At 63.4% G+C, this 26,320-nt stretch carries 23 protein-coding genes; 8 read left to right on the top strand and 15 right to left on the bottom strand.

Annotated features, from left to right (window positions below):
* Positions 1 to 116 precede the first annotated feature (116 nt).
* The 5 genes from ACT7DK_RS02970 (at position 117) to ACT7DK_RS02950 (ending at position 5,187) form a co-directional block, all read left to right on the top strand.
* Positions 117 to 1,133, top strand: a complete 1,017-nt coding sequence (locus ACT7DK_RS02970; RefSeq protein ID WP_094039610.1) for a TRAP transporter substrate-binding protein — start codon at positions 117 to 119, stop codon at positions 1,131 to 1,133.
* Positions 1,134 to 1,199: 66 nt separating this feature from the next.
* Complete coding sequence (locus ACT7DK_RS02965; RefSeq protein WP_094039611.1) at positions 1,200 to 1,751, top strand: TRAP transporter small permease; 552 nt, start codon at positions 1,200 to 1,202, stop codon at positions 1,749 to 1,751.
* Between the two features lie 15 nt (positions 1,752 to 1,766).
* Entirely contained in the window at positions 1,767 to 3,110 is a 1,344-nt protein-coding gene (locus tag ACT7DK_RS02960) for a TRAP transporter large permease (protein WP_445396170.1), read from the top strand.
* Between the two features lie 111 nt (positions 3,111 to 3,221).
* Positions 3,222 to 3,725: a universal stress protein gene (locus tag ACT7DK_RS02955; protein WP_445396168.1), complete on the top strand. Its 504-nt coding sequence runs from the start codon at positions 3,222 to 3,224 to the stop codon at positions 3,723 to 3,725.
* Between the two features lie 478 nt (positions 3,726 to 4,203).
* Positions 4,204 to 5,187 (top strand): ribonuclease Z, encoded by a 984-nt coding sequence (locus tag ACT7DK_RS02950; protein WP_445396166.1) that lies wholly within the window; start codon positions 4,204 to 4,206, stop codon positions 5,185 to 5,187.
* A 16-nt stretch (positions 5,188 to 5,203) separates the two neighbouring features.
* Here ACT7DK_RS02950 and ACT7DK_RS02945 read toward each other — a convergent pair whose 3' ends face one another.
* The 4 genes from ACT7DK_RS02945 to ACT7DK_RS02930 all read right to left on the bottom strand — a co-directional run bounded on the left by ACT7DK_RS02945 (position 5,204) and on the right by ACT7DK_RS02930 (position 9,344).
* Entirely contained in the window at positions 5,204 to 5,497 is a 294-nt protein-coding gene (locus ACT7DK_RS02945; RefSeq protein WP_094039615.1) for a DUF6506 family protein, read from the bottom strand.
* Between the two features lie 24 nt (positions 5,498 to 5,521).
* Positions 5,522 to 6,463 (bottom strand): bifunctional enoyl-CoA hydratase/phosphate acetyltransferase, encoded by a 942-nt coding sequence (locus tag ACT7DK_RS02940; RefSeq protein ID WP_445396164.1) that lies wholly within the window; start codon positions 6,461 to 6,463, stop codon positions 5,522 to 5,524.
* Positions 6,464 to 6,750: 287 nt separating this feature from the next.
* Entirely contained in the window at positions 6,751 to 8,514 is a 1,764-nt protein-coding gene (gene xsc, locus ACT7DK_RS02935) for a sulfoacetaldehyde acetyltransferase (protein WP_445396162.1), read from the bottom strand.
* Positions 8,515 to 8,864: 350 nt separating this feature from the next.
* Positions 8,865 to 9,344, bottom strand: a complete 480-nt coding sequence (locus ACT7DK_RS02930) for a carboxymuconolactone decarboxylase family protein (protein ID WP_445396160.1) — start codon at positions 9,342 to 9,344, stop codon at positions 8,865 to 8,867.
* 139 nt (positions 9,345 to 9,483) lie between these two features.
* Here ACT7DK_RS02930 and ACT7DK_RS02925 point away from each other — a divergent pair, with 139 nt between their 5' ends.
* Complete coding sequence (locus tag ACT7DK_RS02925) at positions 9,484 to 10,290, top strand: AraC family transcriptional regulator (RefSeq protein WP_445396158.1); 807 nt, start codon at positions 9,484 to 9,486, stop codon at positions 10,288 to 10,290.
* Positions 10,291 to 10,322: 32 nt separating this feature from the next.
* Here ACT7DK_RS02925 and pdxR read toward each other — a convergent pair whose 3' ends face one another.
* The 8 genes from pdxR to xdhA all read right to left on the bottom strand — a co-directional run bounded on the left by pdxR (position 10,323) and on the right by xdhA (position 21,699).
* Positions 10,323 to 11,789: a MocR-like pyridoxine biosynthesis transcription factor PdxR gene (gene pdxR, locus ACT7DK_RS02920; protein WP_445396156.1), complete on the bottom strand. Its 1,467-nt coding sequence runs from the start codon at positions 11,787 to 11,789 to the stop codon at positions 10,323 to 10,325.
* Between the two features lie 630 nt (positions 11,790 to 12,419).
* Positions 12,420 to 13,844, bottom strand: coding sequence for an NAD(P)/FAD-dependent oxidoreductase (locus tag ACT7DK_RS02915; protein WP_094039619.1), 1,425 nt, complete (start codon positions 13,842 to 13,844; stop codon positions 12,420 to 12,422).
* 31 nt (positions 13,845 to 13,875) lie between these two features.
* A complete protein-coding gene (locus tag ACT7DK_RS02910; protein WP_094039620.1) occupies positions 13,876 to 14,271 on the bottom strand; it encodes a nuclear transport factor 2 family protein in 396 nt (131 codons plus the stop codon).
* A 222-nt stretch (positions 14,272 to 14,493) separates the two neighbouring features.
* A complete protein-coding gene (locus ACT7DK_RS02905) occupies positions 14,494 to 15,234 on the bottom strand; it encodes a GntR family transcriptional regulator (RefSeq protein WP_096778381.1) in 741 nt (246 codons plus the stop codon).
* 199 nt (positions 15,235 to 15,433) lie between these two features.
* Positions 15,434 to 16,741 (bottom strand): guanine deaminase, encoded by a 1,308-nt coding sequence (guaD, locus tag ACT7DK_RS02900; protein ID WP_445396153.1) that lies wholly within the window; start codon positions 16,739 to 16,741, stop codon positions 15,434 to 15,436.
* Between the two features lie 29 nt (positions 16,742 to 16,770).
* The gene (gene xdhC / locus ACT7DK_RS02895; RefSeq protein WP_445396151.1) at positions 16,771 to 17,592 is read right to left on the bottom strand and encodes a xanthine dehydrogenase accessory protein XdhC; all 822 of its coding nucleotides are present in this window, start codon (positions 17,590 to 17,592) and stop codon (positions 16,771 to 16,773) included.
* A gap of 266 nt (positions 17,593 to 17,858) precedes the next feature.
* Positions 17,859 to 20,261 carry a xanthine dehydrogenase molybdopterin binding subunit gene (xdhB, locus tag ACT7DK_RS02890; RefSeq protein ID WP_445396149.1) on the bottom strand — a complete coding sequence of 801 codons (2,403 nt, stop codon included), beginning with the start codon at positions 20,259 to 20,261 and terminating at the stop codon, positions 17,859 to 17,861.
* Positions 20,254 to 21,699: a xanthine dehydrogenase small subunit gene (gene xdhA, locus ACT7DK_RS02885; RefSeq protein ID WP_445396147.1), complete on the bottom strand. Its 1,446-nt coding sequence runs from the start codon at positions 21,697 to 21,699 to the stop codon at positions 20,254 to 20,256. Before xdhA ends, xdhB begins: the two co-directional genes overlap by 8 nt.
* Positions 21,700 to 21,943: 244 nt before the next feature.
* Here xdhA and ACT7DK_RS02880 point away from each other — a divergent pair, with 244 nt between their 5' ends.
* Complete coding sequence (locus ACT7DK_RS02880) at positions 21,944 to 23,347, top strand: MFS transporter (protein ID WP_445396145.1); 1,404 nt, start codon at positions 21,944 to 21,946, stop codon at positions 23,345 to 23,347.
* A gap of 133 nt (positions 23,348 to 23,480) precedes the next feature.
* Here the strand turns inward: ACT7DK_RS02880 and ACT7DK_RS02875 are convergent, their stop codons facing one another.
* Positions 23,481 to 24,101: a TetR/AcrR family transcriptional regulator gene (locus ACT7DK_RS02875; RefSeq protein WP_445396143.1), complete on the bottom strand. Its 621-nt coding sequence runs from the start codon at positions 24,099 to 24,101 to the stop codon at positions 23,481 to 23,483.
* 169 nt (positions 24,102 to 24,270) lie between these two features.
* Positions 24,271 to 24,702 carry a GlcG/HbpS family heme-binding protein gene (locus ACT7DK_RS02870; RefSeq protein ID WP_445396141.1) on the bottom strand — a complete coding sequence of 144 codons (432 nt, stop codon included), beginning with the start codon at positions 24,700 to 24,702 and terminating at the stop codon, positions 24,271 to 24,273.
* A gap of 237 nt (positions 24,703 to 24,939) precedes the next feature.
* Here ACT7DK_RS02870 and ACT7DK_RS02865 point away from each other — a divergent pair, with 237 nt between their 5' ends.
* Positions 24,940 to 25,512: a superinfection exclusion B family protein gene (locus ACT7DK_RS02865; RefSeq protein WP_445396139.1), complete on the top strand. Its 573-nt coding sequence runs from the start codon at positions 24,940 to 24,942 to the stop codon at positions 25,510 to 25,512.
* Between the two features lie 31 nt (positions 25,513 to 25,543).
* Here ACT7DK_RS02865 and ACT7DK_RS02860 read toward each other — a convergent pair whose 3' ends face one another.
* Positions 25,544 to 26,005, bottom strand: coding sequence for a methylglyoxal synthase (locus ACT7DK_RS02860; protein ID WP_445396137.1), 462 nt, complete (start codon positions 26,003 to 26,005; stop codon positions 25,544 to 25,546).
* Positions 26,006 to 26,320: the final 315 nt, after the last annotated feature.

Genomic DNA, 26,320 nt, shown 5'->3' with positions numbered 1-26,320 from the left:
TGACCCGCAAGGGGATGGCGGACATCGAGCCAGCAGTGGGCAACCCCGGTTGCCCGGTATCACGGAAGGTCAGCGCCCCGCCCTCGGCCGGGCCATTGCAACTGGAGCAAGTAGCCATGATATTCAAGCAACGTTTTGTGAAATCCCTGTCCTTCGCCCTCTGCCTGGGCGCCGCCGCGGCCACCAGCAGCCTGGCTCAGGCCAAAACCTTCAGGGTGGCGGTAGGCGACGGGGCCGGCGGCACCCAGCATGAGCTGGGGCTGAAATTCTCGGAAGAGCTGAAAGCGCGCACCAACGGCCAGCACGATACCCAAATGTTCCTCAACGGCCAGCTCGGCGACGAGCAGGCCACGGTCAACGACGCCGCCATGGGGCTGCTCGACTTCTCCATCCTGGCCATCAACAACGTCACCCCCTTCTCCCCCTCGGTGGGCGTGCTGACCCTGCCCTACATGGTGCAGAGCCTGGACGACGCCGTGGCCCTGACCCAAGGCGAGGTGGGCCAGCAACTGGTGGACAACACGGTGCGCGACGCCGGGGTGCGCATCGTCGGCTGGGCCTATTCCGGTTTCCGGGTGCTGACCAACTCCAAGCAGCCGGTGCAGAGCCTGAGTGACCTCAAGGCGCTCAAGGTACGGGTGCCCAACAACGAGATCATGATCGACACCTACCGCGCCTGGGGCATCAACCCCACCCCCATGGCCTGGTCCGAAACCTTTACCGGCCTGCAGCTGGGCGTGGTCGACGGGCAGGACAACCCCTACATCACCGTCTACGCCATGAAGTTCGACGAGGTGCAGAAGTACATCACCAATATCCGCTACCTGTTCTCCATTGAGCCGCTGATCATGTCCGAGGCGGTGTTCCAGTCCCAGCCGGACGAGGTGCAGCAGGCCATACTGGCGGCGGGCAAGGCGGCCACCGAGCACAGCGCCCGCTGGCTGGTGGAGCAGGAAGACAAGATCAAGGCCGAGCTGACCGGCCGCGGCATGGTCATCACCGAGCCCGCCAACGGCGAACGGGAATGGATGGACAACGCCATCAGCAAGGTCTGGCCCAAGTACTACGACAAGCTGGGCGGCAAGGACAACCTGAACCGCATCCTGCAGTCCCTGGGCCGCGACGCCATCTAAGCCGCCGGCTCAGCAAAAATGCACTCGGGCCGCGCCCGGGTGCATTTTTCTCAGGGAGGAAACGCCATGACCATCGGCAAACTGATCTTCAAGATCCTCGATAACATAGAAAGGGTGATTTGCAGCACCCTGCTCGCCACCTTTGTGGTGATCCTGTTCATCCAGATTATTTCGCGGCAGCTGTTCAACCACTCCCTGTCCTGGAGTGAGGAATTGTCTACCTACATGTTCGTCTGGTTCGTCTATTTCGGCGCCAGCTATGCCACCAAGCTGGCGGCCCACAACAGGGTGACCTTTCAGTTCAAGCTCTTCCCGCCCAAAGTGGCGGTGATCTCGGAGGCCCTGGCGGACCTGATCTGGGTCTGTTTCAACAGCTACTTCGTCTGGCTGAGCTACGACTTCGTGTTCAACAAGATGAACCTGTTCTGGAAATCCCAGACCCTGGGTTTTCCTATGAAGTACGTCTACATGATATTGCCCATCGCCTTCGCGCTGATGACGCTGCGCATCCTGCAGGTCAACTACTACAAGCTGGTCAGGGGCATCGACATCCGGGATCCCGAGTCCCTGGAGGTCGAGAAGTTGATCGAATCCTCGGGCCAACCCAAGTCGAGTTAAGGCAGGAGCACCCCCATGGTTGAATCATCCGTCGTCATGATACTGTTCGGGAGCTTCCTGGCCCTGCTGCTGCTCGGGGCGCCCATCAGCGTCTCGCTGGGCGTCTCGGCGCTGGCCTCCTTTCTCTACCTGGGCGAAAACCCGATCAAGTTCGTGCAGATCGCCTTTACCTCGGTCGGTTCCTTTCCGCTGATGGCCCTGCCCGCCTTTATCCTGGCCGGGGCCCTGATGGAGGCCGCCGGCATTTCCAAACGGCTGGTGGACCTGGCCGAAAGTTTCGCCGGCCCCTTCACCGGCGGCATGTCCGCCGCCACCGTCATGGCCTGCATGTTCTTCGGCGCCATCTCCGGCTCGGGCCCGGCCACCACCGCCGCCGTGGGCATGCTGATGATCCCGGCCATGGTGCAGCGCGGCTACGGCAAGGGCTACGCCTCGGCCATCACCGCCTCCTCCGGCGGCCTGGGGGTGGTGATACCGCCCTCCATTCCCATGGTGATCTTCGGCATCTCGGCCATGGGGCTGATGGCGCCACCCGAGGCCATTGCCCAGCACGGCCAGTTCCAGTCGGTGTCCATTCCCAAGCTGTTTATCGCCGGCTTCCTGCCTGGCCTGGTGCTGTCCTGCGGCCTGCTGATCATGAACTATTTCCTGTGCCGCAAGCACGGCTACAAGGGCACCACCGAGGGCTGGTCCGCCAGCAACACCCTGGCCGCCCTGCGCAAGGGCATCTGGTCGGTGCTGGCGCCCATCGTCATCCTGGGCGGCATCTACAGCGGCCTGTTCACTCCCACCGAGTCCGCCATCGTCGCCATCTTCTACACCCTGGTGATCGGCTTTCTCGTGCACAAGGAGCTGAAGTTCAAGGACGTGCTGCGCTCGCTGGAAACCACCACCTGGCTGACCGGACGGGTGCTGCTGATCCTGTTTACCGCCACCGTGTTCGGCCGCCTGCTGGTGGAAAACCAGATCCCGGCCATCGTCGCCGCCTCCATGCTGGAGATGACCACCAACATCTACCTGATCTGGGCGCTGATCATCTTCTTTCTGCTGTTCGTGGGCATGTTCATGGAGACCCTGGCCGCCATCATGATACTGACACCGGTGCTGCTGCCGGTGGCCTACAACCTGGGAATAGACCCCATCCACTTCGGCATAGTGGTGGTGTGCTGCCTGTCCATCGGCTTCCAGACCCCGCCGCTCGGCGAGAACCTGTTCATCGCCTCCGGGGTGTCGGGCACCTCCATCGAGGAGATTTCGGTACGAGCCCTGCCCTTCGCCCTGACGTCGGTGATCGCCGTCTTCATCATCGCCTATGTGCCGCAGATAGCCCTGTTCCTGCCCGGCTTGCTGGGCTATTAGCGCAAGCCGCCGCCGGGCTGACCCAGGTCAAGGACAAGCCCCGGCGGCGGCACCATACTGTTACCCAGAGGCCGCCATGCCGAAGCCTGATCACCGAAAAGGAGTGTCCAGATGCTGCCCCAAGTGAACAAGATCCTCTACTGCACCGATCTCTCCAAGAACGCCTCCTACGCCTTCCAGTACGCCGTCTACCTGGCCAGGCAGACCGGCGCCGACATCCATGTGCTGAACGTGGTGGAGCAACTGTCCGGTGACGAGAAGCTGACCCTGCAGTCCTACATCCTCAACCAGAGCAGCCGGGAGGAATTCCTGCACCAGCGGCTCAACCACGCCAGGGCCCAGTTGCAGCAACGGCAGGATTATTTCTGGGAGGTGATCGCCCCCACCGAAAAGGCGCTGCGCGCCAAGATCGTCGGCTGCGAAGTGGTGGAGGGCTACCCGGTGCAGACCATACTCCGCCGCTCCCGGGAGCTGGGTTGCGATCTTATCGTGATGGGCGCCCACGAAAAGGGCTGGCTGCACACCCTGCTCGGCAGCGTGGCCAAGAACGTGCTGCGCGAGTCGCGCATCCCCACCCTGATCGTGCCCCGGCCGGAGAAAAAGAGCGCCGGCTGAATGATGCCATTCTGCCGGGAGCCAGTTTAGGATATTCACAGAGCTTGTCTGTCATGCCCCAGTGAAGAGGCAACAGGGCTACCTCCGCCGACACGCTTCAAAATATGACACTCGCCGTTTCGGCCTGCTGCGAACATTCACTGGATGTTCGGTCAGACCGAAACCGCTCGTCGCGGCGAGAAAGCTCGCCCCCTGTACGCTCGCACATGCCGGATGTCGCGGAAACCGCCGTATCATCGCTTCGCGATGCTGGCGGCGGTGCAAGGCGCTTCGCGCCCCCTGGCATGTGACGGTCGGCGGAGGCAATCCCTGTTGCCTCTTTCAGGCCCTTACGCCGTCTGATGGTGGTGCCAGCAGGCGGCTGCGGTGCGATAGGGAGGAATTTCAAACTATATGATGCTCCAGAAAGTGACTCCGGATTCCCCATCCCGGCGCTTGCGGTTACCATCAAGGGTCTCCTTTTTCGTCGGCGCAGAGCATGGAACTGATCTTCCTCGGCACCTCCTCCGGTACCCCCACCAAGAGCCGTAACGTGTCCGGCCTGGCCCTGCGCAGGGCCGGCGCCCGCGCCTGGTGCCTGATCGACTGCGGCGAAGGCACCCAGCACCGGCTGCTGCATACCCGGCTGTCGCCGATGCAGCTCGACACCCTGCTGATCACCCATGTGCACGGCGACCACTGCTACGGCCTGCCCGGGCTGCTGGCCAGCGCCGCCCTGGCCGGTCGCACGGCGCCGCTGCGCATCATCGCCCCCACGCCCATCGCGGCTTTTATCGAGTGCGTGGCCCGGCTGAGCGATCTCCGGCTCGACTTCCCCATCGATTTCGTGCCGGTCGAATCGCTGCAGGCCCCCCTGGCGGTGCAGGATTTCATACTGGAACCGGTGGCCCTGTCCCACCGGGTACCGAGTTATGCCTATGTGTTTACCGAAACCCGGGTGGAAGCCAAGCTGGATGTGGCCCGGCTGACCGCCGAGGGCATTCCCGCCGGCCCGCTGTGGGGCCGGCTGCACCGGGGGGAGGAGCTGGAGTTCGAGGGACGGCGCCTCAGGGGGCGGGACTACCGGCTGCCCGAACGGGCGCCGCGCAAGGTGATCATCGCCGGCGACAACGACAGCCCCGCCCTGCTGGCGGAGGCCGCCCGGGGCGCCTGCCTGCTGGTGCACGAGGCCACCTACACCCGGGAAGTGGCCGAGCGCCTGGGACCGGCGCCCCAACACAGCGACGCCGAGCGGGTAGCCCGCTTCGCCGAACAGGCCGGCCTGCCCAACCTGATCCTCACCCACTTCAGCCCCCGCTACCAGGACGGTGCCGGCTCGCCTCATATCGACGAGATAGCGGCGGAAGCCCGCGCCCATTACGGGGGCAGGCTGGTGCTTGCACGGGATCTGGATCACTACCGGCTGAGCCGGCAGGGGGAGCTGGAAACGGCCGGTCCTCGCCGGGCCGGCCGTCAGCCATAAAGCTGCCTCGACGGGATCAGGGCCAGTCGACCCGCCCCTGGTCTTCGGGCCGGTAGCTTACCCGCCCCAGGGGCACGTGATCCTGGATCGCCGCGCGGATCTGCGCTTCCTCCTCGGCGCTGAAGCCGCCGCACAGCTCGATAAGCTCGATGCGCCGGGTCAGCATTTCCTGCGCGGCCATGACCGCCTCCTCCAGGGTACGCACCCCGGCCACGGCGATGTCGAAGCCGTCGCTCTTGATGCGGCCGTGGTGCTTGAACAGCTCCAGATCCGGCCCCTTGACGATAAAACCATAACGACTGAGTGACATGGACAGCTCCTTTCGGGTCGAGGCTCAGGCCACCGCGGCGCGGCTGGCCTGGTGGGCACAATGGAGGGCGGCCAGGGCGCAGGACGCCAGCCGGGCCTCGGGCGGATCGGCGCGGGAGGTGAGGATGATCGGCACCCTGGCGCCCAGCACCAGGCCGGCGGCGGTGGCGCCCATAAAGTACACCATCTGCTTGAACAGGAAGTTGCCCGACTCCAGGTTGGGCACCAGCAGGATGTCCGCCTGCCCCGGCACCCGGCCGTGGATGCCCTTGATGGCCGCCGCCTCCGCCGAGACCGCATTGTCGAAGGCCAGCGGTCCCTCCACCAGGGCCCCGGGCAGGGCCCCCATGGCCGCCAGCTTGACCAGCTCGGCGGCGTCCAGGCTGGAAGGCATGCTCTTGCTCACCTCCTCGGTGCCCGACAGCACCGCCACCTTGGGCTCGGGGTTGCCCAGGGCGTGCATCAGGCCGATGGCGTTGCGGGCGATGTGCAGCTTGTCGAGCACTGTCGGCTGGACGTTGATCACCGCGTCGGTGATGCACAGGGCCTTGCAGCTGCCCGGCACCGTCATGTGGAACAGGTGGCTCAGCCGGCTGTCGGTACGCAGCCCGGCGGACTTGTTCAGCACCGCCCGCAGCAGGATATCGGTATGCACATGGCCCTTCATGATGGCGCCGGCCTCGCCCTGGCTGACCAGGGCGACGCCCAGCCGGGCGGCCTCGGTTTCGTCGGCGGCCGGCACCAGGCGCAGGCCGTCCAGCGTCCAGCCCATGGCCTGGGCCTGATGCCGCATGACGGCCACATCCCCCACCAGTATCGGCTCGATCAGCCCCTGCTCCCGGGCCAGCCGGGCGCTGGCCAGGGAAACGGCGTTGACCGGGTTGATCACCACAGTGGTGACCCTGGGGTGCTGGCGGGCCTGGGCCAGCAAGCGGGGCGGGCATTCCTTGGGCGCGGTATTGAGCATGATTCCCTTCCTGTTCGACAGAAGACCACCGGAGGCCACTGACACAATGGCATCGGGTTGTGTTCCGGTATCGGCAGACTGGCATAAACAGGCGACACCCATGTCAGAAGAGACGGACAAAGGGAACCGCTCCGCCGACCGTCACATGCCAGGGATGGCATGTGCGAGCCTACATGGACGTACTTGCGGCGTGTCGGAGGAGTGGGCCCTTTGGCCGGCTCATGCCAGTAAAACAGACGGCTTGATGATAAAGCCGAGCTGCCCGCCGTGGCGGGCAGCCTCCTTTATCAGCAATAGTCCTTGTACTTGTCCAGGTGGCGCACCGGCTTGGACAGGGCGTCGCGGCGGAAGGGGTCGCCCAGCTCGCGGGTGCACATGATCTCGATGACGGTGGTCTTGCCCTCCTCCATCTGGCGCGCGATGGCGGCCTTCAGGGCCGGGCCCACGTCTTCCAGCTTGTCCACCGTCACCCCTTCGGCACCCATGGCGCGGGCGATGTCGGCGAAGCTGGGGTTTTCCAGATCGCCGGCCACGAAGCGGCGGTTGTAGAAGTCGACCTGGTTCTTCTTCTCCGCGCCCCACTGGCGGTTGTGGAACACTATGGAGGTCACCGGAATGTGTTCGCGTACACAGGTCATGATCTCCATCATCGACATGCCCCAGGCACCGTCACCGGCGTAGGAGATGGCCGGGCGATGAGGCGCGGCGGTCTTGGCGCCGATGATGGTCGGCAGGGCGTAACCGCAGTTGCCGAAGCTCATGGCGGCGAAGAAGGAGCGCGGCTTCTCGAAGCGCAGGTAGCTGTTGGCCACCGAGTTGATGTTGCCGATGTCGGTGGACACCATCACGTCCTCGGGCATGGCCTTTTCCAGCTCGCGCAGTACCTGGCGCGGATGCAGGTAGCTGCCCTGCTCTTCCGCCTGCTCGGCGATCATGTCCAGGGAATAGTCGTCCTTTTCGTGGATCCACTGATCCAGCTCGGCTTCCCAGGCCGCTTTTTCGGCGGCGATCTCGCCGGCGCGGGCGCCCTTGTTCTCCAGGCAGGCGACGTTGAGGTTCTGCAGCCGCTCCAGGATGGAGACGGCGGCGGCCTTGGCGTCACCGCACACGCCGACGGAAATCTTCTTCACCAGGCCCAGCATCTTGGCGTCGCAGTCCACCTGGATGATCTTGGCTTGCTTCGGCCAGTAGTCCAGGCCGTGCTGGGGTAGGGTTCCGAACGGACCCAGTCGGGTGCCCAGCGCCAGCACCACGTCGGCACGGGAGAGAAGCTTCATGCCGGCCTTGGAGCCCTGGTAGCCCAGCGGGCCGCACCACAGCGGGTGGCTGGCCGGGAAGGAGTCGTTATGCAGGTAGCTGTTGACCACGGGGGCACCCAGGAACTCGGCCAGGGCCTTGCACTCCTCCACCGCATCGGCCATCACCACGCCGCCGCCGGAGATGATCACCGGGTTCCTGGCTTCGGCCAGCAGGGCGGCCGCCTGCTGCAGGCTCTGCTCGCCGCCGGCGCCGCGCTCGATACGGATCGGCTGGGGGATCTCCACGTTGATGTCGCCGTAGAAGAAGTCCCGCGGAATGTTGAGCTGGGTGGGGCCGTTTTCCAGCATGGCCCGGTCGAAGCAGCGGGCGGTGAACTCGGCCATCCGCGCCGGGTTGGCCACGTGGCCCTGGTACTTGGTGATGGTCTCGAAGAAGGGCAGCTGCTGCGCCTCCTGGAAGCCGCCCAGGCCCTGGGTCATGGAGCCGGTTTCCGGGGTGATGCACACCACCGGGCTGTGGGCCCAGTAGGCGGCGGCGATGGCGGTCACGAAATTGGTGATGCCGGGGCCGTTCTGGGCGATACAGACGCCGTGCCGGCCGCTGACCCGGGCGTAGCCGTCGGCCATGTGGCCGGCGCCCTGCTCGTGCACCGTGGGGATCAGGCGGATGCCCGCCGGGGCGAAGATGTCCATGGCGTCCATGAAGGCGGAGCCCATGATGCCGAAGATATCGGTTACACCGTTGGCCGCCAGGGTTTCGACCATGGCTTCACTGGGAGTCATACGTGGCATAGCTGTCTTCCTTTTTGCTGGTTCCTGTCGGTGACGGTGGTGGCCGTCACCCCGGAGGGTTCAATCCAATGTTTCGGTTCAAGCAGGTTTTCATTTGTTTGTTATTGGTTCTGTGGTGAATCGGCCACCGCCGGCCGCCTCGTTCCGGGCTTCCCCTCCCGGATGTCGGCGGGGCGAATGGCGCCTGCTGGCTGCGATGTGATTCACTGGAGCTAGATTAGGAAGTGGGGGGGGAAGAGAGTAGGACCAGTTTCATCCGCCCTGTTACGCCAGTGTTAAAGGACCATTGCCCGGACATGAAAAAACGGCAGGACGCCTGTCGACGTCCTGCCGTCCGTATCAATCCCCCCTCAGGCCGTAACCTGTTGCCCTGCCCGGTAGGAGCCGACCTCGGCCCCCAGCGCTACCGCAAAGCGGTTCCAGCCATTGATGGCGACGATGGCCAGGGTCAGATCGGCCAGTTGACGCTCGCTGAACTGCTGCCGGGTACGGCGGAACAGCGCCTCAGTGACCCCGTTCTGAGCCTGCAGGGTCAAGCCCTCGGCCCAGGCCAGCGCCGCCTTTTCCCGGGGATCGAAACAGGGCGCCTCCTCCCAGGTGCCGAGCAGATACAGCCGTTGCTCGCTCTCGCCCGCGGCTCGGGCATCCTTGGTATGCATATCGAGGCAGTAGGCACAGCCGTTCAGCTGCGATACCCGGATCTTGACCAGCTCCAGCAGCGAAGGGGGCAGGCCTTCCTCTCCTTTCTGGCCGGCCAGATACTGCTCCAGCCCCAGCATGGCCCGAACGGCGCCGGGGGCGACCTGGTGATAGTCGATTCGTACAGACATGGCGGTACTCCTGCTTGTGATGGATGTCTGCGCCAGTGTAGGGGGCCCGGGAAGGTGGAAATTGTAGATTTTCGACATTCGCCTTGGGGGCCGACTCTGCTAGGCTGGTTCCCGGACCAGACCAACGCACCCGATTCCGATGAGCCGACTCGATTTTTTGCGCTATCCGCCCAGCGCCGGGCTGAGCCCCTTCATTCAGTGTTACTGGCGATTGCAGGGAAGCCTGCCCGCAGGACAGAGCACCACCGAATGGCTGCATCCCGAAGGTGGCAGCGGCATCATTTTCAACCTGGGCGATCCCCTGATCTTCAATGGGCGGCATACGCCGGCTTCCTGCCTGATAGGCGGCCCCATGCGGCACAGTCTGAGGCTGACCCTGTCCGGCCGGATCGATGCCTGGGGAGTCAGGTTCCGGCCCGGCAGCGCCTATGGCTTCTTCACCCGCCCTTTGCGCGACCTGCTCGGACAACAGGCATCGGCCGAGGAGTTGGCACTGTACTTTTCGGGCGGCGCCCTGGCGGAACAGCTTTATCAACAGGCGGACGCCGGTCGATGCCTGGCCCTGCTGGAACGGGAACTGGCTCCCCGGCTGCTGTCCTCGCCGGATTCCCCGGGGGGATTGCGTCGCGCCCTCCAGTGGCTGCAGCTCCACCAGGGCCGCCTTCCCATCGCCCGGCTGCCATCAGCCGTCGGCCTGAGCCAGCGCCAGCTGGAGCGGCAGTTCGCCCTCTGGCTTGGTCTGTCGCCCAAGGAATACGGGCGTTTGCTGCGGGTCGCCCATGTCAGGGAGCGCCTCAAGGCCGGGGACGGCCGGCGGCTGACCGAGCTGGCCCACGACGCCGGTTATTACGATCAGGCTCACTTTATCCACGACTTTCGGCGGGTGGTCGGCATGACACCGGGCCAGTATCGTCAGCGGCCCAGGGCGCAACCGCTTTATCGCTAGCGCCAGGCCATCGCCGAGCGAGGTATCGCACTTCAGACCATATCCTGGATCAGCTCCACCAGTGCCTTGATGCCGGGGCGGATCCTGGCGGCGGGGATGGAAGAGTAGCCCAGGCGGAAGTAGTTTAGCGGCACCGGCTCGGCCAGGAAATGGATGTCGCCGGGTTCGATCAGGATCCCCCTGTCCGCCGCCTCCTTGCGCAGTAGGCGGCTGTCCAGCCCCTCGGGGCCGCGCACCCAGTAGCAGGAGCCGCCGAAGCTGGGCTGGCGGCTGGAAGACGGCAGGTATTCATCCAGCGCCGCGCCCATTTCCTGCCAGCGCTCCTCGTAGGCCTTGGCGATGTTCATGATCAGGGCGTCGTGGTAGCCCCGCTCCAGGAACAGCGCCACCGAACGCTGGTTGTTGGCCGCCGGGTGGCGCAGCATCAGCCGGCGCAGGGCGCGCGCCTCGCGGATAAGCTCGGCCGGCCCCACCAGGTAGCCCAGGCGCAGTCCCGGCGCCAGGGTCTTGGACAGGCTGCCCACATAGAGCACCCTGTCGTTCTTGTCCAGGCTCTTCAGGGCCGGAATGGGGTTGGTCCTGAAGTTGCTCTCGCTCTCGTAGTCGTCCTCGATGATCAAAAAGTCCTGCTCGCTGGCCTTGTCCAGCAGCGCATAGCGCCGCTCCAGCGGCATGGTCACCGTGGTGGGGCACTGGTGGCTGGGGGTGCTGTAGACGAGATCACAGCCATCGAGCCGTTCGTCGACGATCAGTCCCTGTTCGTCCACCGGCAGCGGGCGCACCTTGGCCGGGTTCATGGTGGCGATATTGCGGATATCCACATAGCCCGGATCCTCGATGCCGATGGTGCTGGCACCGTCCAGCAGCAGCCGGGCCAGCATGTACAGCGCCTGCTGGGCACCCACCGTCACCAGTATCTGGTCCGCCGAGGCCCAGACTCCGCGCCGGGGCAGCAGCCGGGTACGGATCTGCTCGATCAGCAGGGGATCGTCGTTGTCGAAGCGGTCCGAGGCCCAGTCCCGGATCGCCGGCACGCTCACCGCGTCCCGGCAGCATTCGCGCCAGTTGTTGCTGGGGAACAGGCTGGGGTCGAACTGGCCGTAGATAAAGGGATAGGGATACTTCTGCCAATCCTTGGGCTTGGTGATGTTTTGCTGGCTGCCCGGGCGGATCTTGAGCTTGCGGGCCCAGTCGGGCGCATGGCCGCCCTCGAGCGGGTTTTCCTTGGCCGGCACCTCGGGCTGGCGCGACAGTATCTCGGGGTTGACGAAATAGCCGCTGCGCTCGCGGGCGATGAGATAACCGTCGTCCAGCAGGTGCTCGTAGGCCAGCACCACCGTATTGCGGGCGATGCACAGCTGCTTGGCCAGCTTGCGGCTGGAGGGCAGCGGGCTGTCCTGGGGGATGTTGCCGTTGAGGATGGCGGCGGCGATCTGCTCGCGCAGCTGCTGCTGCAGGCTGGTGCTTTTTTCCGTGGAGAGGTGAAACAGCTGGAACATGGTGACTCAACTTACCTGTCGATGCATGGCCCCGCGGGCCGGAACAGCCCAGTTTGACCCTTTTTGCTGCCGCTTGTAAACCACATGGCAACATATTGAAAACAAAATAGAAACGCCGGGGCATCGGCTCCCGGCGTGGTTCTGGCGAACTAGAGCACCGAACAATTCATAAAACGACCAATTAGCTATTTGTTGTCTGTTGCAACCTAGAGAGAGTCAACAGAGCCACCTCCGCCGACACGCCGCAAAATATGACACTCGCTGTTTCGGCCTGCTGCGAACATTCACTGGATGTTCGGTCAGGCCGAAACCGCTCGTCGCGGCGAGCAAGCTCGCCCCCTGTAGGCTCGCACCTGCCGGATGTCGCGGCAACCGCCGTATCATCGCTTCGCGATGCTGGCGGCGGTGCCAACAGGCAGCAGCGGGGGCGATAGGGAGGACAAAGAGCGCTGCTCCGCCGGCCCTCCGCGCCAGGGAGGGCGCAGCGGAGCCCCCAGGGATGGGTTTACGGCGTGCCGGAGGAGTAGCACCCTTTGGCCGACGGCCTCTGCCTCGCCAGAATCAACAATGCCTTCGACCAAAAGCGTATCAGAGCCGCCTCAGTTTTAAACTATATGATGCTCTATACCATTACAGGTGTTCGTCGCGCAGGTGGTACCAGTGGTAGAGCATGCGCTGGCCCAGGCGGCGGAAGGGCGCGAACAGGTGTCCCGGCAGCGGCGAGTTGTAGATGGGCAGCTCGAACCCCTCGCGGATACCCGCGATGCGCTGGGCCATGCGCCGGCCGGCATGGGCCGAGAACATGACGCCGTTGCCGCCGTAGCCCAGGGCGTAGAAGATCTGCTCCCTTTCATCCGGCTGGGCGATGCGCGGCATCATGTCGTGGCTGACGTCCACCCAGCCCCACCAGGAGTAGTCGATCTTGATGCCCTTGAGTGCCGGAAACTTGCGGTGCATGCCGTCGATCAGCACCTGCAGGTGCTTGGGATTGTGGGCATCGGCGCCGGTGATGGAACTGCGGCTGCCGATCTGCAGCCGGTTGTCGGGCAGCTTGCGGTAGTAATAGCGCAGGGTACGGGTGTCGGTGATCACCTCGTTGGTGATGAAATTGCACTGGGCAATCTCGCTGTCGGTCATCGGCCGGGTCACCAGGGAGTTGGACAGTATCGGCATGATCTTGCTGCGCAGGCTCTGGTGCAGCCCCTGGGAGGTATAGCCGCCGGTAGCCACCCCCACCGCCCGGGCCCGCACCACCCCGCCCGGGGTCTGCAGGTAGTGCACGCCGTTGCGGGTCTCCCAGCCCAGCACCGGGCTGGAGGGATGGATGGTGGCGCCCAGCTCCCGCGCCATGCGGTGATAGCCCTGGGCCAGCTTGAGCGGATGCACGCCGATGCCGTCCGGCTCGTGCATGGCGCCCACCGCCTCCGCCTCGTTCACGTAGTTGCGGCTGAGGGTGGCCTTGTCCAGCAGCTCGGTGTGGTAGTTGAACTGCTCCCGCAGCACCTTGGCCTCGGCCTCCAGCTTGCGCATGGCCTTGTCCCGGTGGGCGATGTAGAGGTGGCCGCCGTCCTGGGGGTTGCAGTCGATGTTGCCGTCCCGGATCAGCCCCCTGAAGGTGTCGAAGCCCTCGCGCACCTCCTCGTGCATGCGCCGGGCGGTGTCCAGGCCCCAGCGCTGGATCCACTGGGAGCGGCTGAGCCGGCCCGAGGCGTTCTGGGCCTGGCCGCCGTTGCGGCTGGTGCAGCCCCAGCTGACCTGGTTGGCTTCCAGCACCGTGGCCTTGATGCCGTGCTCCTTCGCCAAGAAGACGGCGCAGGACAGGCCGGTAAATCCGCTGCCGATGATGACCACGTCCACGTCCATGTCGGCGGTGACCGGGCCGTCGTCTTCCGGCGGGGTGCCGGCGGTGGCCACCCAGTAGGTCGGTGCGTACTGCTGGCCCCGTCCCGGGGTGGCGGCCACCAGGGGATCGTAGCTGGGATCGTAACGGTCCAGCACGGTTTTGGCCTGGGCCGGCTGGCGGAGTTCCGCCTGGGTGTTGTTGGCAATATCCATATTCGTGTTCCCCGAGATCAGGTGGTGGCGGTTACTGGGGATCCAGCAAGGGGCGGTCCTTGCGGAACGCTTGCTTCAGGACCAGTTTGCCGTCCTTGAGGGTGAAGACATCGACCCCGTCGGCTTCGATGCGGCGGCCGTCCGGACAGGTGGCGCAGAAGGTCCACTGGGACACGGCCCGGTCGCCGGCGGCGAAGTGGCTGGTGCCTTGCCAGCTGACGTCGGGATAGGTGGTCCAGACCTTGACGAAGGCGGCGGCCACGGCCTCGGCACCGCTGAAGCGGGTCCCGAAGGCCTCGCTGCCGGCGGCGCCCTCGAACACGCAGTCGTCGGCCATGCAGGCCATGACGCCCTCGATATCGTGGCGGTTAAAGGCGGCGAACAACTGCTCGAGCAGGGCGACGGTTTTCTGGTTTTCGGCTGACATCAGATTCTCCCTTGGCCACCGGAGGTGGCGGTGAACGGACACCGGCAGCGGGACTGCCGTTTACATGTTCACAACATTAGGAGCCGGGCCTCGATACCGGTAGCGCCAGTTGGCGGCATCGACTTGGACCACAAAATAAGTATTTGGAAATCAGATGGATAGGTGAAAGGAAGAGAGAGGAAACGGCGTGGGCGGCCAGGCCGCCCCACGCGTTGGGGAGTATCAGCGGCGGCGGCCACTCTGTTTTTTCACCACACCGGAGAACACCACGTGCAGATCGGTGGAGGCGGACTCGTTATCCAGGTTCAGCTTGGCCTCGATATGATCCAGGTGCTCCTTCATCATGGTCACGGCCTTGTCCTTGTCGCCCGACTCGATGGCCTTGAGCAGCTCTTCGTGCTCGTTGAAGGAACAGTGGGCCTTGTGGCCGACCTCGTACTGGGCGATGATCAGCGAGGTCTGGGACACCACGCTGCGCTGGAAATTGAGCAGCGGCGTGTTGTTGGCCATATGGGCCAACTCCAGGTGGAACTCGCCGGACAGACGGATGCCGGTGCCCCGATCGCCCCGGGCGAAGGCGTCCTGCTCTTCCTGCACCATGGTGCGCATGCGGGCCAGGCTCTCGGGCGTGGCGTGCTCGACCGCCAGTTCGGTCACCGCCAGCTCCACCACCCGGCGGGCGGCGAAGATCTGCCGGGCTTCTTCCACGCTGGGGGCCGCCACCACCGCGCCGCGGTTGGGCCGGATGCTGACCACCTGCTCGTGGGACAGCCGCAGCAGGGCGCGGCGGATAATGGTCCGACTGACGCCGAAGATCTCGCCCAGGGCTTCCTCGCTGAGCTTGGTGCCCGGCGCCAGCCGCTGTTCGAGAATGGCGTCGAAGATATGTTCGTAAACGATATCGTCCTGAGTGTTTGAGCTCGACTTGACAGGTCTTGGCTCCAGTTGACTGAGTGAACTCATGTTTAGGTTTCCAGTTACGGCCTGTATCTACGGCGGAGTACCGCATTCCTTGCCGGTTAATAAATTGTTATTGCTCTCGTATACAATCTTACTGGGTTTTTGCCGATTCGACAGCCGGAATATCAAAGTCTGTGACTGAACACAAAAAACGCCCTTGACGGGCGTTTATCGGATATTCTGCAATGCAGGACGTCGCCGGCTAGTGATCACGCCGATAACGGCACTCGCCGTAAATATACGTTTGTGCGATGGCCCTGTCATCTCCGAGCATCATCAGCACGAAGAGTTGCTCGAACAGATTGTGTGCATTGTTCATCCGCGCCTGCATCAGCGGGGTGGCGTGCAGGTCCAGCACCAGGAAGTCCGCCTCCTTGCCCACCGCCAGGTTGCCCACCTTGTCTTCCAGCCGCAGCGAGCGGGCGCCGCCCAGGGTGGCGAGATAGAGCGCCTTGAGCGGATGCAGCTTGTGCCGGCGCAGTTGCTGGATCTTGTAGGCCTCGTTGATGGTCTGCAGCATGGAAAAGCTGGTACCGGCCCCCACGTCGGTGCCCAGGCCGACCCGGATCCCCCGCTGCTCGGCACCGGGCAGGTCGAACAGGCCGGAACCCAGGAAGAGGTTGGAGGTGGGGCAGAAGGAGATCACCGAATCGGTTTCCCCCATGCGTGCCGCTTCCTCCTGCTCCAGGTGCACCGCATGGGCGAACACGGAGCGATCCCCCAGCAGGCCGAAGTGATCGTACACGTCCAGGTAGCCTTTCTGCTCCGGGAACAGGGACTTGACCCATTCGATCTCCTGCTGGTTCTCGGACAGGTGGGTCTGCATATAGACGTCGTCGTATTCCGCCAGCAGCTTGCCGGCCAGCGCCAGCTGTTCGGCGGTGCTGGTGGGGGCGAAGCGCGGCGTCACCGCATAGAGCTGGCGGCCTTTTTTATGCCAGCGCTCGATCAGCTCCTTGCTGTCGGCGTAACCGGACTCAGGCGTGTCGAGCAGGTAGTCGGGGGCGTGCCGATCCATCATCACCTTGCCGGCGATCATGCGCATGTTACGCGCGTGGGAGGCGGTGAAGAAGGCATCCACCGACGCCTTGTGCACGGTGCCGAACACCATGGCGGTGGTGGTGCCGTTGCGCAGCAGCTCGTCCAGGAACAGCTCGGCCACCCGGGCGCCGTGGGCCTGGTCGACGAACTTGCGCTCTTCCGGGAAGGTGTAGTTGTTGAGCCAGTCGAGCAGTTGCTCGCCATAGGAGGCGATCATCTCGGTCTGGGGAAAGTGGATATGGGTGTCGATAAAACCCGAGGTGATCAGCCGGTTTTCAAACCGGGTGATGTCGAGCCCGGCGGGCTGGCGCGCCAGCACCTCGTCGGCCGGGCCTATATCCCGGACGCGACCGTCGGCCACCACCAGGACGCCGTCCGGGTAGTAGGCGTAACTGGCCTCCAGACCGACCTGGGCCGGATCGCCCAGGCTGTGCAAAATCGCGGCACGATACGCCTTTGGCTGCGTCATGGTCGTGCGTCTCCTTCAATCAATAAAACTTAAAGCGGGTGGATTTCGGCGGCTTCCGCCGCCCCTGTCATGGGTACCGGTACGGCCTGGTAGGCGGCGATCAACTGTCCCGCCACCGACACCGCGATTTCCGCCGGGTGCTTGCCGGTCACTTCGGCCAGGCCGATGGGGCAGATCATCCGGGCCAGGGCCGCGTCGTCGAAGCCCCGCTCCCGCAGCCGGTAATCGAAGCGCTTGCGCTTGGTGCGCGAGCCGATCACCCCGAAGTAGCGGGCGTCGTTGCGTTTGAGAATACGGGCGCACAGTTCCAGATCGAGCTGGTGGTTGTGGGTCATCACCAGGTAGAAGCTGCCGGCGGGCTGGTCGTCGACCTCGTCCACCGGATCCTCGCTCACCACCCGGGTGACACCGGCGGGCAGCTCGGCGGGAAATTCCTCGGCCCGCTCGTCTATCCAGGTAATGCGAAACGGCAGGGTCGCCAGCAGGTGCACCAGCGCCTTGGCCACATGGCCGGCGCCGAACAGCACCAGGTGATGGCGGGGCCGTACCACCGGCTCCAGCATGATGGTGGCCATGCCGCCGCAACACTGCCCCAGGCTGGCGCCCAGGTTGAAGCGCTCGACCTTCATCTGTTGCTCGCCCCGGGCCAGCATGTCCCGGGCCAGTTCCAGCGCCTTGTATTCGAGGTGGCCGCCACCTATGGTGGCATAGCAGCCCTGCTCGGTCACCAGCATCTTGGTGCCGCTGTCCCGCGGGGTGGAGCCCTTGTGCTCCACCACCGTCACCAGCACACAGGGTTCCCCCTTTTGTTCCAGCTCGGCCAGCGCCTGAATCCAGTTATCCTTGAACATAGCTTACTCCTCGAAGACGATGGTTCCGTCTCAAACACCTGGGGTTCCTGGCAAGTAGGCCAAAGGGCACCTCTCCGCCGACACGCCGTAAACCCATCCCTGGGGGCTCCGCTGCACCATCCCTGGCGCAGAGGGTCGGCTGAGCGGCGTCCTTTGTCCTCCTCCCTGTCCCGGCATCGCCCGCAGGCAAACCACCAGCAATATCGAGTCCTGAAAAAGGCATCCCCGCACGCAGCTGACAGCCATAGTAGTGGCTGCCCCTGCCCTTACTTGATCAACACATCCTCGACCCGGGTGGCGATCTCGTCCTGCTCCACCAGCGCCTGCATCTGCTCCACGCCCCACAGCACCCGTTCCGGGGTGGCCGGCGCGTCGATGTGCGGGTAGCGGCGGTAGCCGGACACGCTGGCCACGGCGTCTTTCAACGCACACCACACCGACATGCCGAGCATAAAGGGCGGCTCGCCCACGGCCTTGGAGTGGAATACCGTGTCTTCCGGGTTCTTGCGGTTTTCCACCAGCTTGACCCGGAAGTCGATGGGCATGTCCGCCACCGCCGGGATCTTGTAGCCTGCCGGACCGTTGGTCATCAGCCGGCCCTGGTCGTTCCACACCAGCTCCTCGGTAGTCAGCCAGCCCACGCCCTGGATAAAGGCGCCTTCTACCTGGCCGATGTCGATGGCCGGGTTGAGGGAGTCACCCACATCGTGCAGTATGTCGGTACGCAGTATCTTGTACTCACCGGTCAGGGTGTCCACCACCACTTCGGCACAGGCGGCGCCGTAGGCGAAGTAGTAGAAGGGGCGACCGGAGCCGGTGGCGTGGTCGTAGTAGATCTTCGGCGTCTTGTAGAAGCCGGTGCTGGAGAGCGACACCTGGTTGAAATAGGCCAGTTGCACGAACTCCGGAAACGACAGCAACTGCTGGCGGATCTGCACGAAGTTGTTCTTGAACACCACGTCCTCGGGGCTGACCTTGAAGTGGCCCGCCGCCCAGTCGATCAGGCGCTGCTTGATGGTCTGGGCCGCGTTCTGGGCTGCCTTACCGTTCAGGTCGGTGCCGCTCGAGGCCGCCGTCGGCGAGGTGTTGGGCACCTTGTCGGTGTTGGTGGCGGTGATCTGGATGCGATCCACGTCCACCTGGAACTCTTCCGCCACTATCTGGGCCACCTTGGTGTTGAGGCCCTGGCCCATTTCGGTGCCGCCGTGGTTGAGGTGGATGCTGCCGTCGGTATAGATGTGGATCAACGCCCCCGCCTGGTTGAGGAAGGTGGCGGTGAAGGAAATACCGAACTTCACCGGAGTGATGGCGATGCCCTTCTTGAGGATCGGGCTGCGGGCGTTGAACGCCTTGATTTCCTCGCGCCGCTTGCCGTACTCGGCCGACTGCTCCAGATCCGCCACCATCTCGTTGATGATGTTGTGCTCCACGGTCTGGTGGTAGTGGGTGACGTTGCGATCATCCTTGCCGTAGAAGTTGACCTTGCGGATCTCCAGGGGATCCTTGCCCAGCACGGAGGCGATCTCGTCCATCACGTGCTCTATGGTCATCATGCCCTGGGGGCCGCCAAACCCGCGGTAGGCGGTGTTGGAGGCGGTATTGGTCTTGCAGCGGTGGCCGATGACGGTGGCGTCGCCCAGGTAGTAGGCGTTGTCCGAGTGGAACATGGCCCTGTCCACGATGGACGAGGACAGGTCCGGCGAGTAGCCGCAGTTGCCGGCCACCACGATTTCCGCCGCCTCGATACGGCCGTTGTCGTCAAAGCCTACCTTGTACTGGTTGAAGAAGGGGTGGCGTTTGCCGGTCATCATCATGTCTTCGACCCGCGGCAGACGCATCTTGGCCGGGCGGCCGGTGAGCCGGGCCACCACGGCGGCCATGCAGGCCGGGCCCGCGGCCTGGGTTTCCTTGCCGCCGAAGCCGCCGCCCATACGGCGCATGTCGATGACGACCTTGTTCATGGACACGCCCAGGACGCTGGCCACCAGCTTCTGCACCTCGGTCGGGTTCTGGCTGGAGGTGAACACCAGCATGCCGCCGTCTTCGGTAGGCACCACCGAGCTGATTTGGGTTTCCAGGTAGAAGTGTTCCTGGCCGCCGATGTGCAGGCTGCCCTCGATCACGTGCTTGGCCTTTTTCAGGGCGGCGGCAGAGTCGCCCCGCTGCTGCTTGTGGCTCTCGGTCACGAACAGCTCTTTTTCCAGCGCCTCTTCCACCGACAGTACCGCCGGCAACTCTTCATATTCCACTATGGCGGCCATGGCCGCCTTGCGGGCGGTCTCGAGATCGTTGGCAGCCACCGCCAGCACCGGCTGGCCGTAGTATTCCACCTTGCCATCGGCCAGCAGGGGATCCCCCGCCAGCACCGGGCCGATGTCCAGCTCGCCGGGCACGTCCTCGGCGGTGATGGCGATGGCCACGCCGGGAAACTGGTAGCAGGGGCTTACATCCAGTTTGGTGATGCGGGCGTGGGCCTTGTCGGACAGCCGGGCATACACGTGCAACTGGTTGGGGAACTCCAGCCGGTCGTCGATGTACTGGGCCTCGCCGGCCACCTGCTTGGCGGCGCTGTCGTGGGGCACGCTCTTGCCCACGCCGGTCTGCAGGTCCTGTTTGATCCTTTCCATCATTTCGTCGATGGTGAGCGTGTTCAGCGGTTTGTTAGACATAAGACGTCACCCTGGTTTCCAGTTTCAGATCCTGTTGCTCGATAAAGAACTTGTAGAGCAGGTTTGCCGCCGTCTTGGCGCGGTATTCCTTGCTGGCGCGGAAGTCGGACAGGGGCTGGAAGTCGCCGTCCAGGGCCTTCATCGCCGCCTTGACGGTGGCGTGGTTCCAGTCCTGGCCCACCAGCGCCTGCTCACAGGCCGCAGCCCGCTTGGGCGTGGCCGCCATGCCGCCGAAGCCGATACGGGCCTCGGTCACCTTGCCGTTTTCTATGGTCAGGTTGAAGGCGCCGCACACCGCGGAAATATCGTCGTCTATCCGTTTGGACAGCTTGTACACCTTGAAGTGCTGGTTGGCCGCGGGCTTGGGCACTATCACCTTCTCGATGAACTCGCCTTCTTCCTGGGCGGTCACCTTGTAGCTCAGGAAGTACTCCTCGATGGGCAGCTCGCGTACCCGCTCACCCTTGCGCAACACCAGGCGGGCATTGAGCGCGATCAGCACCGGCGGTGCGTCGCCGATGGGCGAGGCGTTGCCGATGTTGCCGCCCAGGGTGCCCTGGTTGCGGATCTGCAGGGAGGCGAAACGGTGCAGCAGTTCGCCGAAGTCCGGGTAGCTGCGGCTGAGCGCGTCGTAACTGTCGCTCAAGGTGCGGGCGGCGCCGATCACCAGAGCCTGATCGGTTTCTTCCAGCTGCTTCATGTCGGCCACGTTGCCCACATAGATCATCTTGGGCAGTTCCCGGTGGAACTGGGTCACTTCCAGCGCCAGATCGGTGCCGCCGGCCAGCAGCCGGGCATCCGGATGCTGTTCCAGCAGGGTCGCCAGTTCGGCGCTGGAGGTGGGCGAGAAGCATACCTTGTCGTCCCCTTCCAGGGTCACCAGGGTATCGGTCTCGATCTGGGCCAGCCTGGCCACCACCTCGGCCTCGTAGCGGGAAAAGTCATCGGCCAGCTGCGGCTGATCGGCGATGGCCTTGGCCGCATCGACGATGGGGCGATAGCCGGTGCAGCGACACAGGTTGCCGGCCAGGGCCTCGAGAATGTCGTGCTTATCGGCCGCGGGCTTGTTCTTGCTCAGGGCGAACATCGACATGATGAAACCCGGGGTGCAGAAACCGCACTGGGAGCCGTGGAAGTCCACCATGGCCTGCTGCACCGGGTGCAGGCGGCCATCCTTCGATTTGAGATCCTCCACGGTGATCAACTGCTTGCCGTGCAGCGCCGACACGAAGGTCAGGCAGGAGTTGACCGAACGATAGCTGATCCGATCTCCTTCGCGCTCACCCAGCACCACGGTACAGGCGCCGCAGTCACCGGACGCGCATCCTTCCTTGGTGCCGGTCTTAGCCGCGCGGGTACGCAGATAATTCAACACCGTCATATTTGGCGAAAGGTCCTTCTCCTCCCGCAACTCCTGGTTAAGTAAGAACTTAATCAAGGCTTGCCTCCTTCAGCGAGTACACTGCACACATTGCCGACCAACAGAATGGTAGTATCTTTACCTGTAATTAAAATAAAAAACTGACCCATGAGTCAACAAATATTTCACAGCCGGGTAACCATTTTGTTGCCACCGGGTGTTAAGTGGTTGCCGGGACAAGCAATTAACTAAATAGTTGTGTACGTTAGTGACAGCAGTTTTTCTGGCCTTTTGTGTTAAGTGTAGCGGGAGCGGAAAGAACATGATTCAAGCAACGGCGCCAACCGAACGACGGCGGATACAGCGGGTGTTCATGGGGGTGGCCCTGGCCATCATGCTGGGGGCACTGGAGATCACCCTGCTGATGCCGGCGCTCTCCACCCTGGGCCGGGCCTTCTCGGCCCCGGAGCTGGCTCCCTTGCTGGTAAGCAGTTACCTCTTCGCCATGACCCTCAGCATGCCCATCTACGGCCGGTTAAGCGATCGCTTCGGCCGCCGTCCCTGCCTGGCCATGGCCATTTCGCTCTTTACCCTGGGCTCGCTCGCCAGCAGCCTGGTCGACGCCCTGCCGCTCCTGCTCGCCACCCGGCTGCTGACCGGGGCCGGCGGCGGCGGCCTGATCGCCCTGTCTTTCGCGGTGATCGCCGATGTGATACCGCCACGCCAGGTGGGCCGTTACCAGGGTTATATCTCCGCCCTCTTCGCCATTTCCAGCGTGGCCGGCCCTCTGCTCGGTGCCTTTATCATCGGCCTGTTCGACTGGCGCTGGCTGTTTATCTTCAAGGTGCCGCTGGGGCTGCTGGCGCTGGGGCTCAACCACTGGGCGCTGAAGGATCTGGGTCACAAGGGCGCCAAAGGACGGCCGGACGGCGTCGGCATCCTGCTGCTGCTGCTGACGGGGAGTGGTTGGGGGCTGGCGACCAATGTCACCCTGGTCGCCCCGGTGCTGGCCCCCTACCAAGCGTCCTTACTGGGGCTTTCTGCCCTGCTCAGCCTGCTGCTGATCTGGCACCAATGGCGGCATCCGGGGCCGGTGCTGCCGCTGCGTTTCCTGAAGGAGCGGCTGTTCGGCACCGCCGTGCTGTTGTTGGCCCTGTCGGAGGCCATCCGGCTGGCGCTGCTGGTCTATGTGCCCCTCGGGCTGGAGCAGCGACTGGCGATGGCGCCCTCCCAGACCAGCCTGGTGTTGCTGTGGTTTATCCTGAGCGTGACCCTGGGCACCTTTGTCAGCGGCAAGCGCATCGCCCGCCAGGGGTTCTGCCGGCCTTTTCCCTGGCTGGGTGGCATCGCCCTGGGCCTGGGTTGTGGTGGCTTGTGCTGGGTGTTCCAGCGGCAGGAGCCGGGGTTATGGCTTTATCCGACGCTGATCGCGGCCGGGGTGGGCATCGGCTTTCTGATCGTCGCCTGCTCCATCGCGGTGCAGAACGCCCTGCCCGCCCGTCAGCTGGGATCGGGACTGGCGCTGATGAACTTTATCCGCTCACTGGGCGGAACCCTGGGGGTGGCCCTGTTAGGCTGGCAGTACCAGGGCAACGGCGGCGGCGACTGGATCATGCCGGTATTCCTGGCCCTGTCCGGTTATGCCCTGCTCTGCCTGGTGCTGGGGTGGTGGATGCCCGACGCCAGCCTGGCGGACACCGCCAAGAACGATCCCGCCCGTCCCTAAATAACCGTTCCGAATGGTAGATCACCGCCGGCAGCGACAGGGTTTCGCTAAGCAGACCCTCCGCGCCAGGGATGGGTTCACGGCGTGTCTGTGTGCGGGACCCGGTTGATGTAGCACTATTAGGATCAGTTATTTAGTCCGCCGCCAGGGATTTCACCCGGCAACCGTCGATCACCAGCCGGGTGATCACCTCCGCCGCCTGGTCGAAATCGCCGTCATCCAGTTCTTCTTTGCCCAGCGCCATGGTGATCTGCCAGTTGAAGTCGGCATAGGTCTGGGTGGAGGCCCAGATGGCGAACAGCAAGTGATGGGCATTGACGGGCGCCATCAATCCCAGTCCCACCCAGTCGTTCAGCTTGGCACTGAGCGTGCGGGTCTGCTCGCTCAGGCGGGCGATGATGTCCTCCGGCAGATGGGGGGCACCGTGCATGATTTCGTTGGCAAAGACCTTGGAAGCATAGGGATAATCGCGGGAAATCAACAACTTGGCCTTGATGTAGGCGGTCAGGGCCTTCACCGGATCCCGGTATTCGATAAAGGGGACGGACGCCGCCAGCAAGGGCTCGGTCACGCTTTCCAGCACCGCCCGGTAGAGTTTTTCCTTGCTGCCGAAATAGTAGTAGATGTTGGGCTTGGGTAATTGGGCCAGTTCGGCGATATCGGCGGTTTTGGTGGCGGCATAGCCGTTCTCGGCAAAAATCCGGCTGGCGGCACGGATGATCTTTTCTTCGTTCTTGACTCTGATCCGGGACATACGGGGTTTCAGGCTCCAGGCCATTAGATTGAAAATTTATTTTTGCTAACCATACCGGAATCCCGTAAAAATTAATAAAAAAAAGCGCCCACCGAAGCGGGCGCGTAAAAATGAGTAACCAAGGTTACCCCTCGACCAAAACAACGCGTTACTGCACAAAGCTGCCGAACTAGCCGCAATCCGCGACCAGTTCGGCCAATTTTATTCCTGCAACCGCACAGGCCTCATCCACGTCCGACTGATCACCGCTGATGCCGACGGCACCCAGCAGACGGTTGGCCTCGTCACGGATCAGCACTCCGCCGGGCACCGGTACTATGTTGCCCTGGGCCAGCACGTTGACCGCCGACATGAAGGCCGGCCGGGCCGCGGCCATCTCTGCCAGACCACGGGAGCTGCGCCCCAGGGCGATGGCACCCCAGGCCTTGCCGATGGCGATGTCCGGCCGCAGCAGGCTGGAGCCGTCCTGGCGTTGCAAGGACACCAGCCTGCCGGCATTATCCAGCACGGCGACGGTCAGCGGCGCCGCACCCACCTCTAGCCCGTACTGTAAGGCACCGCGCGTAATCGTCAGTGCCTGCTCAAGTGTAACTGTACTCATTACCTGGACTCCCTGTCAGCTGTAACACTGGCTCTAAATTGAGTACTAATAAAACACATAAAAGACACAATGTTAAGATCATTTGTATACATTTAATGTAAAAATAAATTTTCCGTTACCTCTTCGGCCTCTTGATAATGGCCGAATGGGTCTTAATACCCATTCACCCATAGATGGCACATCAATTGCTTAAATGAGAGACAGATCGGCCCGTGGCCCGGTATTGTGGAGACAAGCATGTTGGATTTAAGAGAGGTTTCGCCGCTTAACTGGTTTATGTGCTGGTTACTGCTGAGCTGTACCCTGGTGACCCTGTTACCGGATAGCCTCTTTGCCGGTAGCTTCGGCCTCTGGCTGGCCGATTACCGCTTGCTGTTCGTGCTGGGCATGGTGGTGTCCGCTTCCTATTTCCTCGCCCATGCTGCCATACTGCTGTTTCAACACGTGTTTTATCGCAAGCAACGACTGGTAAGGCAAAAACTGCTGAAGGAAGTGCTGGATTATCTGGATGCGGGTGAAAAGGCGGTACTGCGGGAATTCGTGATCCAACGCAAGAGCGTCATAAAACTGCCGGTCACCGAGCCAGCCGTCAAAAATTTGTTGGAGCAGGGCATACTGACCTATGCCTATGGCGAGCCCGTTGAGCCAGGTCTCAACGCCATCAAGCCACTGATGATTACTCTGGAAGCTCGTCCCCTGCTCACCTTCAAGGCACTGGGCCTCAATCCCGCCAACATGACCGAGGAGCAGAAAAACCTGATCCTCAACACCAGGCCAAAATACGCCTACAAGCAGCTGGGCCGGAACTGAATACCCCGGCCTGGGCCGGGGCGCCACCGGCTCAGCCGGAGGTTCTTTCCTTCAGGTAACCTTCGTAATCCGGGATACGGATGCTGAAATCCCGACTCATCTGAGAGCTGTCCATCAACATGTCGGCGGTGGCGATATTGGTCGCCACCGGGATATTCCACACCGTGGCCAGGCGCAGCAGGGCCTTGACGTCGGGGTCGTGAGGCACGGCGTTGAGTGGGTCCCAGAAAAAGATCAGCACGTCTATTTTGCCCTCGGCGATCATGGCGCCCAGTTGCTGATCACCCCCCATGGGGCCGGACAGCAGGCAGCGCACCGGCAACCCGACCTTGCGGCTGAGCATGGTACCCGTGGTACCGGTGGCGTAGAGGTGGTGCAGCTTCAGCTGTTCGGCCCGGCTGGCCACCCACTCCAGGAGTTGCTCTTTCATATGGTCGTGAGCCACCAGCGCGACATTCTTGTGGGGCGGCAGGGTTCTTTGAGTATTTTTCATCGCTATCGACATCCTTGCTAAAGTCTGGGTCCATAGTATCCAAAGCCGGGGCGGATGAGCAGCCCCCAAACGGAAAAAGCCCCGGCCGGGCTGTGGGTTCCTGTGCGCGATCCGAGCTCAGCCGTCGTCGACAACCCGGGCCTGCCGGTAGCGCTGAATACCAGCCCGGTCGATAAGTCCGAGCAGGGTTACGAACCCGCCCATCCACTCCTCGTTTCCAGGCGGTTAACTAACTGATCCCAATGGTGCTTCAGCGAGCGTCCCCCACCGACGCCACATCGGCGATGGCCTTCTTGAGGCCGGGGATACCCTCCA

It is taken from the genome of Zobellella sp. An-6, from assembly GCF_052487945.1.
Note: the sequence above shows the minus strand (reverse complement) of the source record. Positions and strands in the feature narration are given on the sequence as shown.

Excerpts from the sequence above, each read along its gene's own strand:
- ACT7DK_RS02960 (WP_445396170.1), top strand. The coding sequence starts at position 1,767 with ATGGTTGAATCATCCGTCGTCATGATACTGTTCGGGAGCTTCCTGGCC.
- ACT7DK_RS02880 (WP_445396145.1), top strand. The coding sequence starts at position 21,944 with ATGATTCAAGCAACGGCGCCAACCGAACGACGGCGGATACAGCGGGTG.
- xdhC (WP_445396151.1), bottom strand. The coding sequence starts at position 17,592 with ATGTTCAAGGATAACTGGATTCAGGCGCTGGCCGAGCTGGAACAAAAG.
- ACT7DK_RS02970 (WP_094039610.1), top strand. The coding sequence starts at position 117 with ATGATATTCAAGCAACGTTTTGTGAAATCCCTGTCCTTCGCCCTCTGC.
- ACT7DK_RS02860 (WP_445396137.1), bottom strand. The coding sequence starts at position 26,005 with ATGAAAAATACTCAAAGAACCCTGCCGCCCCACAAGAATGTCGCGCTG.
- ACT7DK_RS02930 (WP_445396160.1), bottom strand. The coding sequence starts at position 9,344 with ATGTCTGTACGAATCGACTATCACCAGGTCGCCCCCGGCGCCGTTCGG.
- ACT7DK_RS02925 (WP_445396158.1), top strand. The coding sequence starts at position 9,484 with ATGAGCCGACTCGATTTTTTGCGCTATCCGCCCAGCGCCGGGCTGAGC.
- pdxR (WP_445396156.1), bottom strand. The coding sequence starts at position 11,789 with ATGTTCCAGCTGTTTCACCTCTCCACGGAAAAAAGCACCAGCCTGCAG.
- guaD (WP_445396153.1), bottom strand. The coding sequence starts at position 16,741 with ATGACGCAGCCAAAGGCGTATCGTGCCGCGATTTTGCACAGCCTGGGC.
- ACT7DK_RS02910 (WP_094039620.1), bottom strand. The coding sequence starts at position 14,271 with ATGTCAGCCGAAAACCAGAAAACCGTCGCCCTGCTCGAGCAGTTGTTC.
- ACT7DK_RS02940 (WP_445396164.1), bottom strand. The coding sequence starts at position 6,463 with ATGCTCAATACCGCGCCCAAGGAATGCCCGCCCCGCTTGCTGGCCCAG.
- xdhB (WP_445396149.1), bottom strand. The coding sequence starts at position 20,261 with ATGTCTAACAAACCGCTGAACACGCTCACCATCGACGAAATGATGGAA.
- ACT7DK_RS02950 (WP_445396166.1), top strand. The coding sequence starts at position 4,204 with ATGGAACTGATCTTCCTCGGCACCTCCTCCGGTACCCCCACCAAGAGC.
- ACT7DK_RS02875 (WP_445396143.1), bottom strand. The coding sequence starts at position 24,101 with ATGTCCCGGATCAGAGTCAAGAACGAAGAAAAGATCATCCGTGCCGCC.
- ACT7DK_RS02905 (WP_096778381.1), bottom strand. The coding sequence starts at position 15,234 with ATGAGTTCACTCAGTCAACTGGAGCCAAGACCTGTCAAGTCGAGCTCA.
- xsc (WP_445396162.1), bottom strand. The coding sequence starts at position 8,514 with ATGCCACGTATGACTCCCAGTGAAGCCATGGTCGAAACCCTGGCGGCC.
- ACT7DK_RS02870 (WP_445396141.1), bottom strand. The coding sequence starts at position 24,702 with ATGAGTACAGTTACACTTGAGCAGGCACTGACGATTACGCGCGGTGCC.
- ACT7DK_RS02965 (WP_094039611.1), top strand. The coding sequence starts at position 1,200 with ATGACCATCGGCAAACTGATCTTCAAGATCCTCGATAACATAGAAAGG.
- ACT7DK_RS02865 (WP_445396139.1), top strand. The coding sequence starts at position 24,940 with ATGTTGGATTTAAGAGAGGTTTCGCCGCTTAACTGGTTTATGTGCTGG.
- ACT7DK_RS02915 (WP_094039619.1), bottom strand. The coding sequence starts at position 13,844 with ATGGATATTGCCAACAACACCCAGGCGGAACTCCGCCAGCCGGCCCAG.
- ACT7DK_RS02955 (WP_445396168.1), top strand. The coding sequence starts at position 3,222 with ATGCTGCCCCAAGTGAACAAGATCCTCTACTGCACCGATCTCTCCAAG.
- ACT7DK_RS02945 (WP_094039615.1), bottom strand. The coding sequence starts at position 5,497 with ATGTCACTCAGTCGTTATGGTTTTATCGTCAAGGGGCCGGATCTGGAG.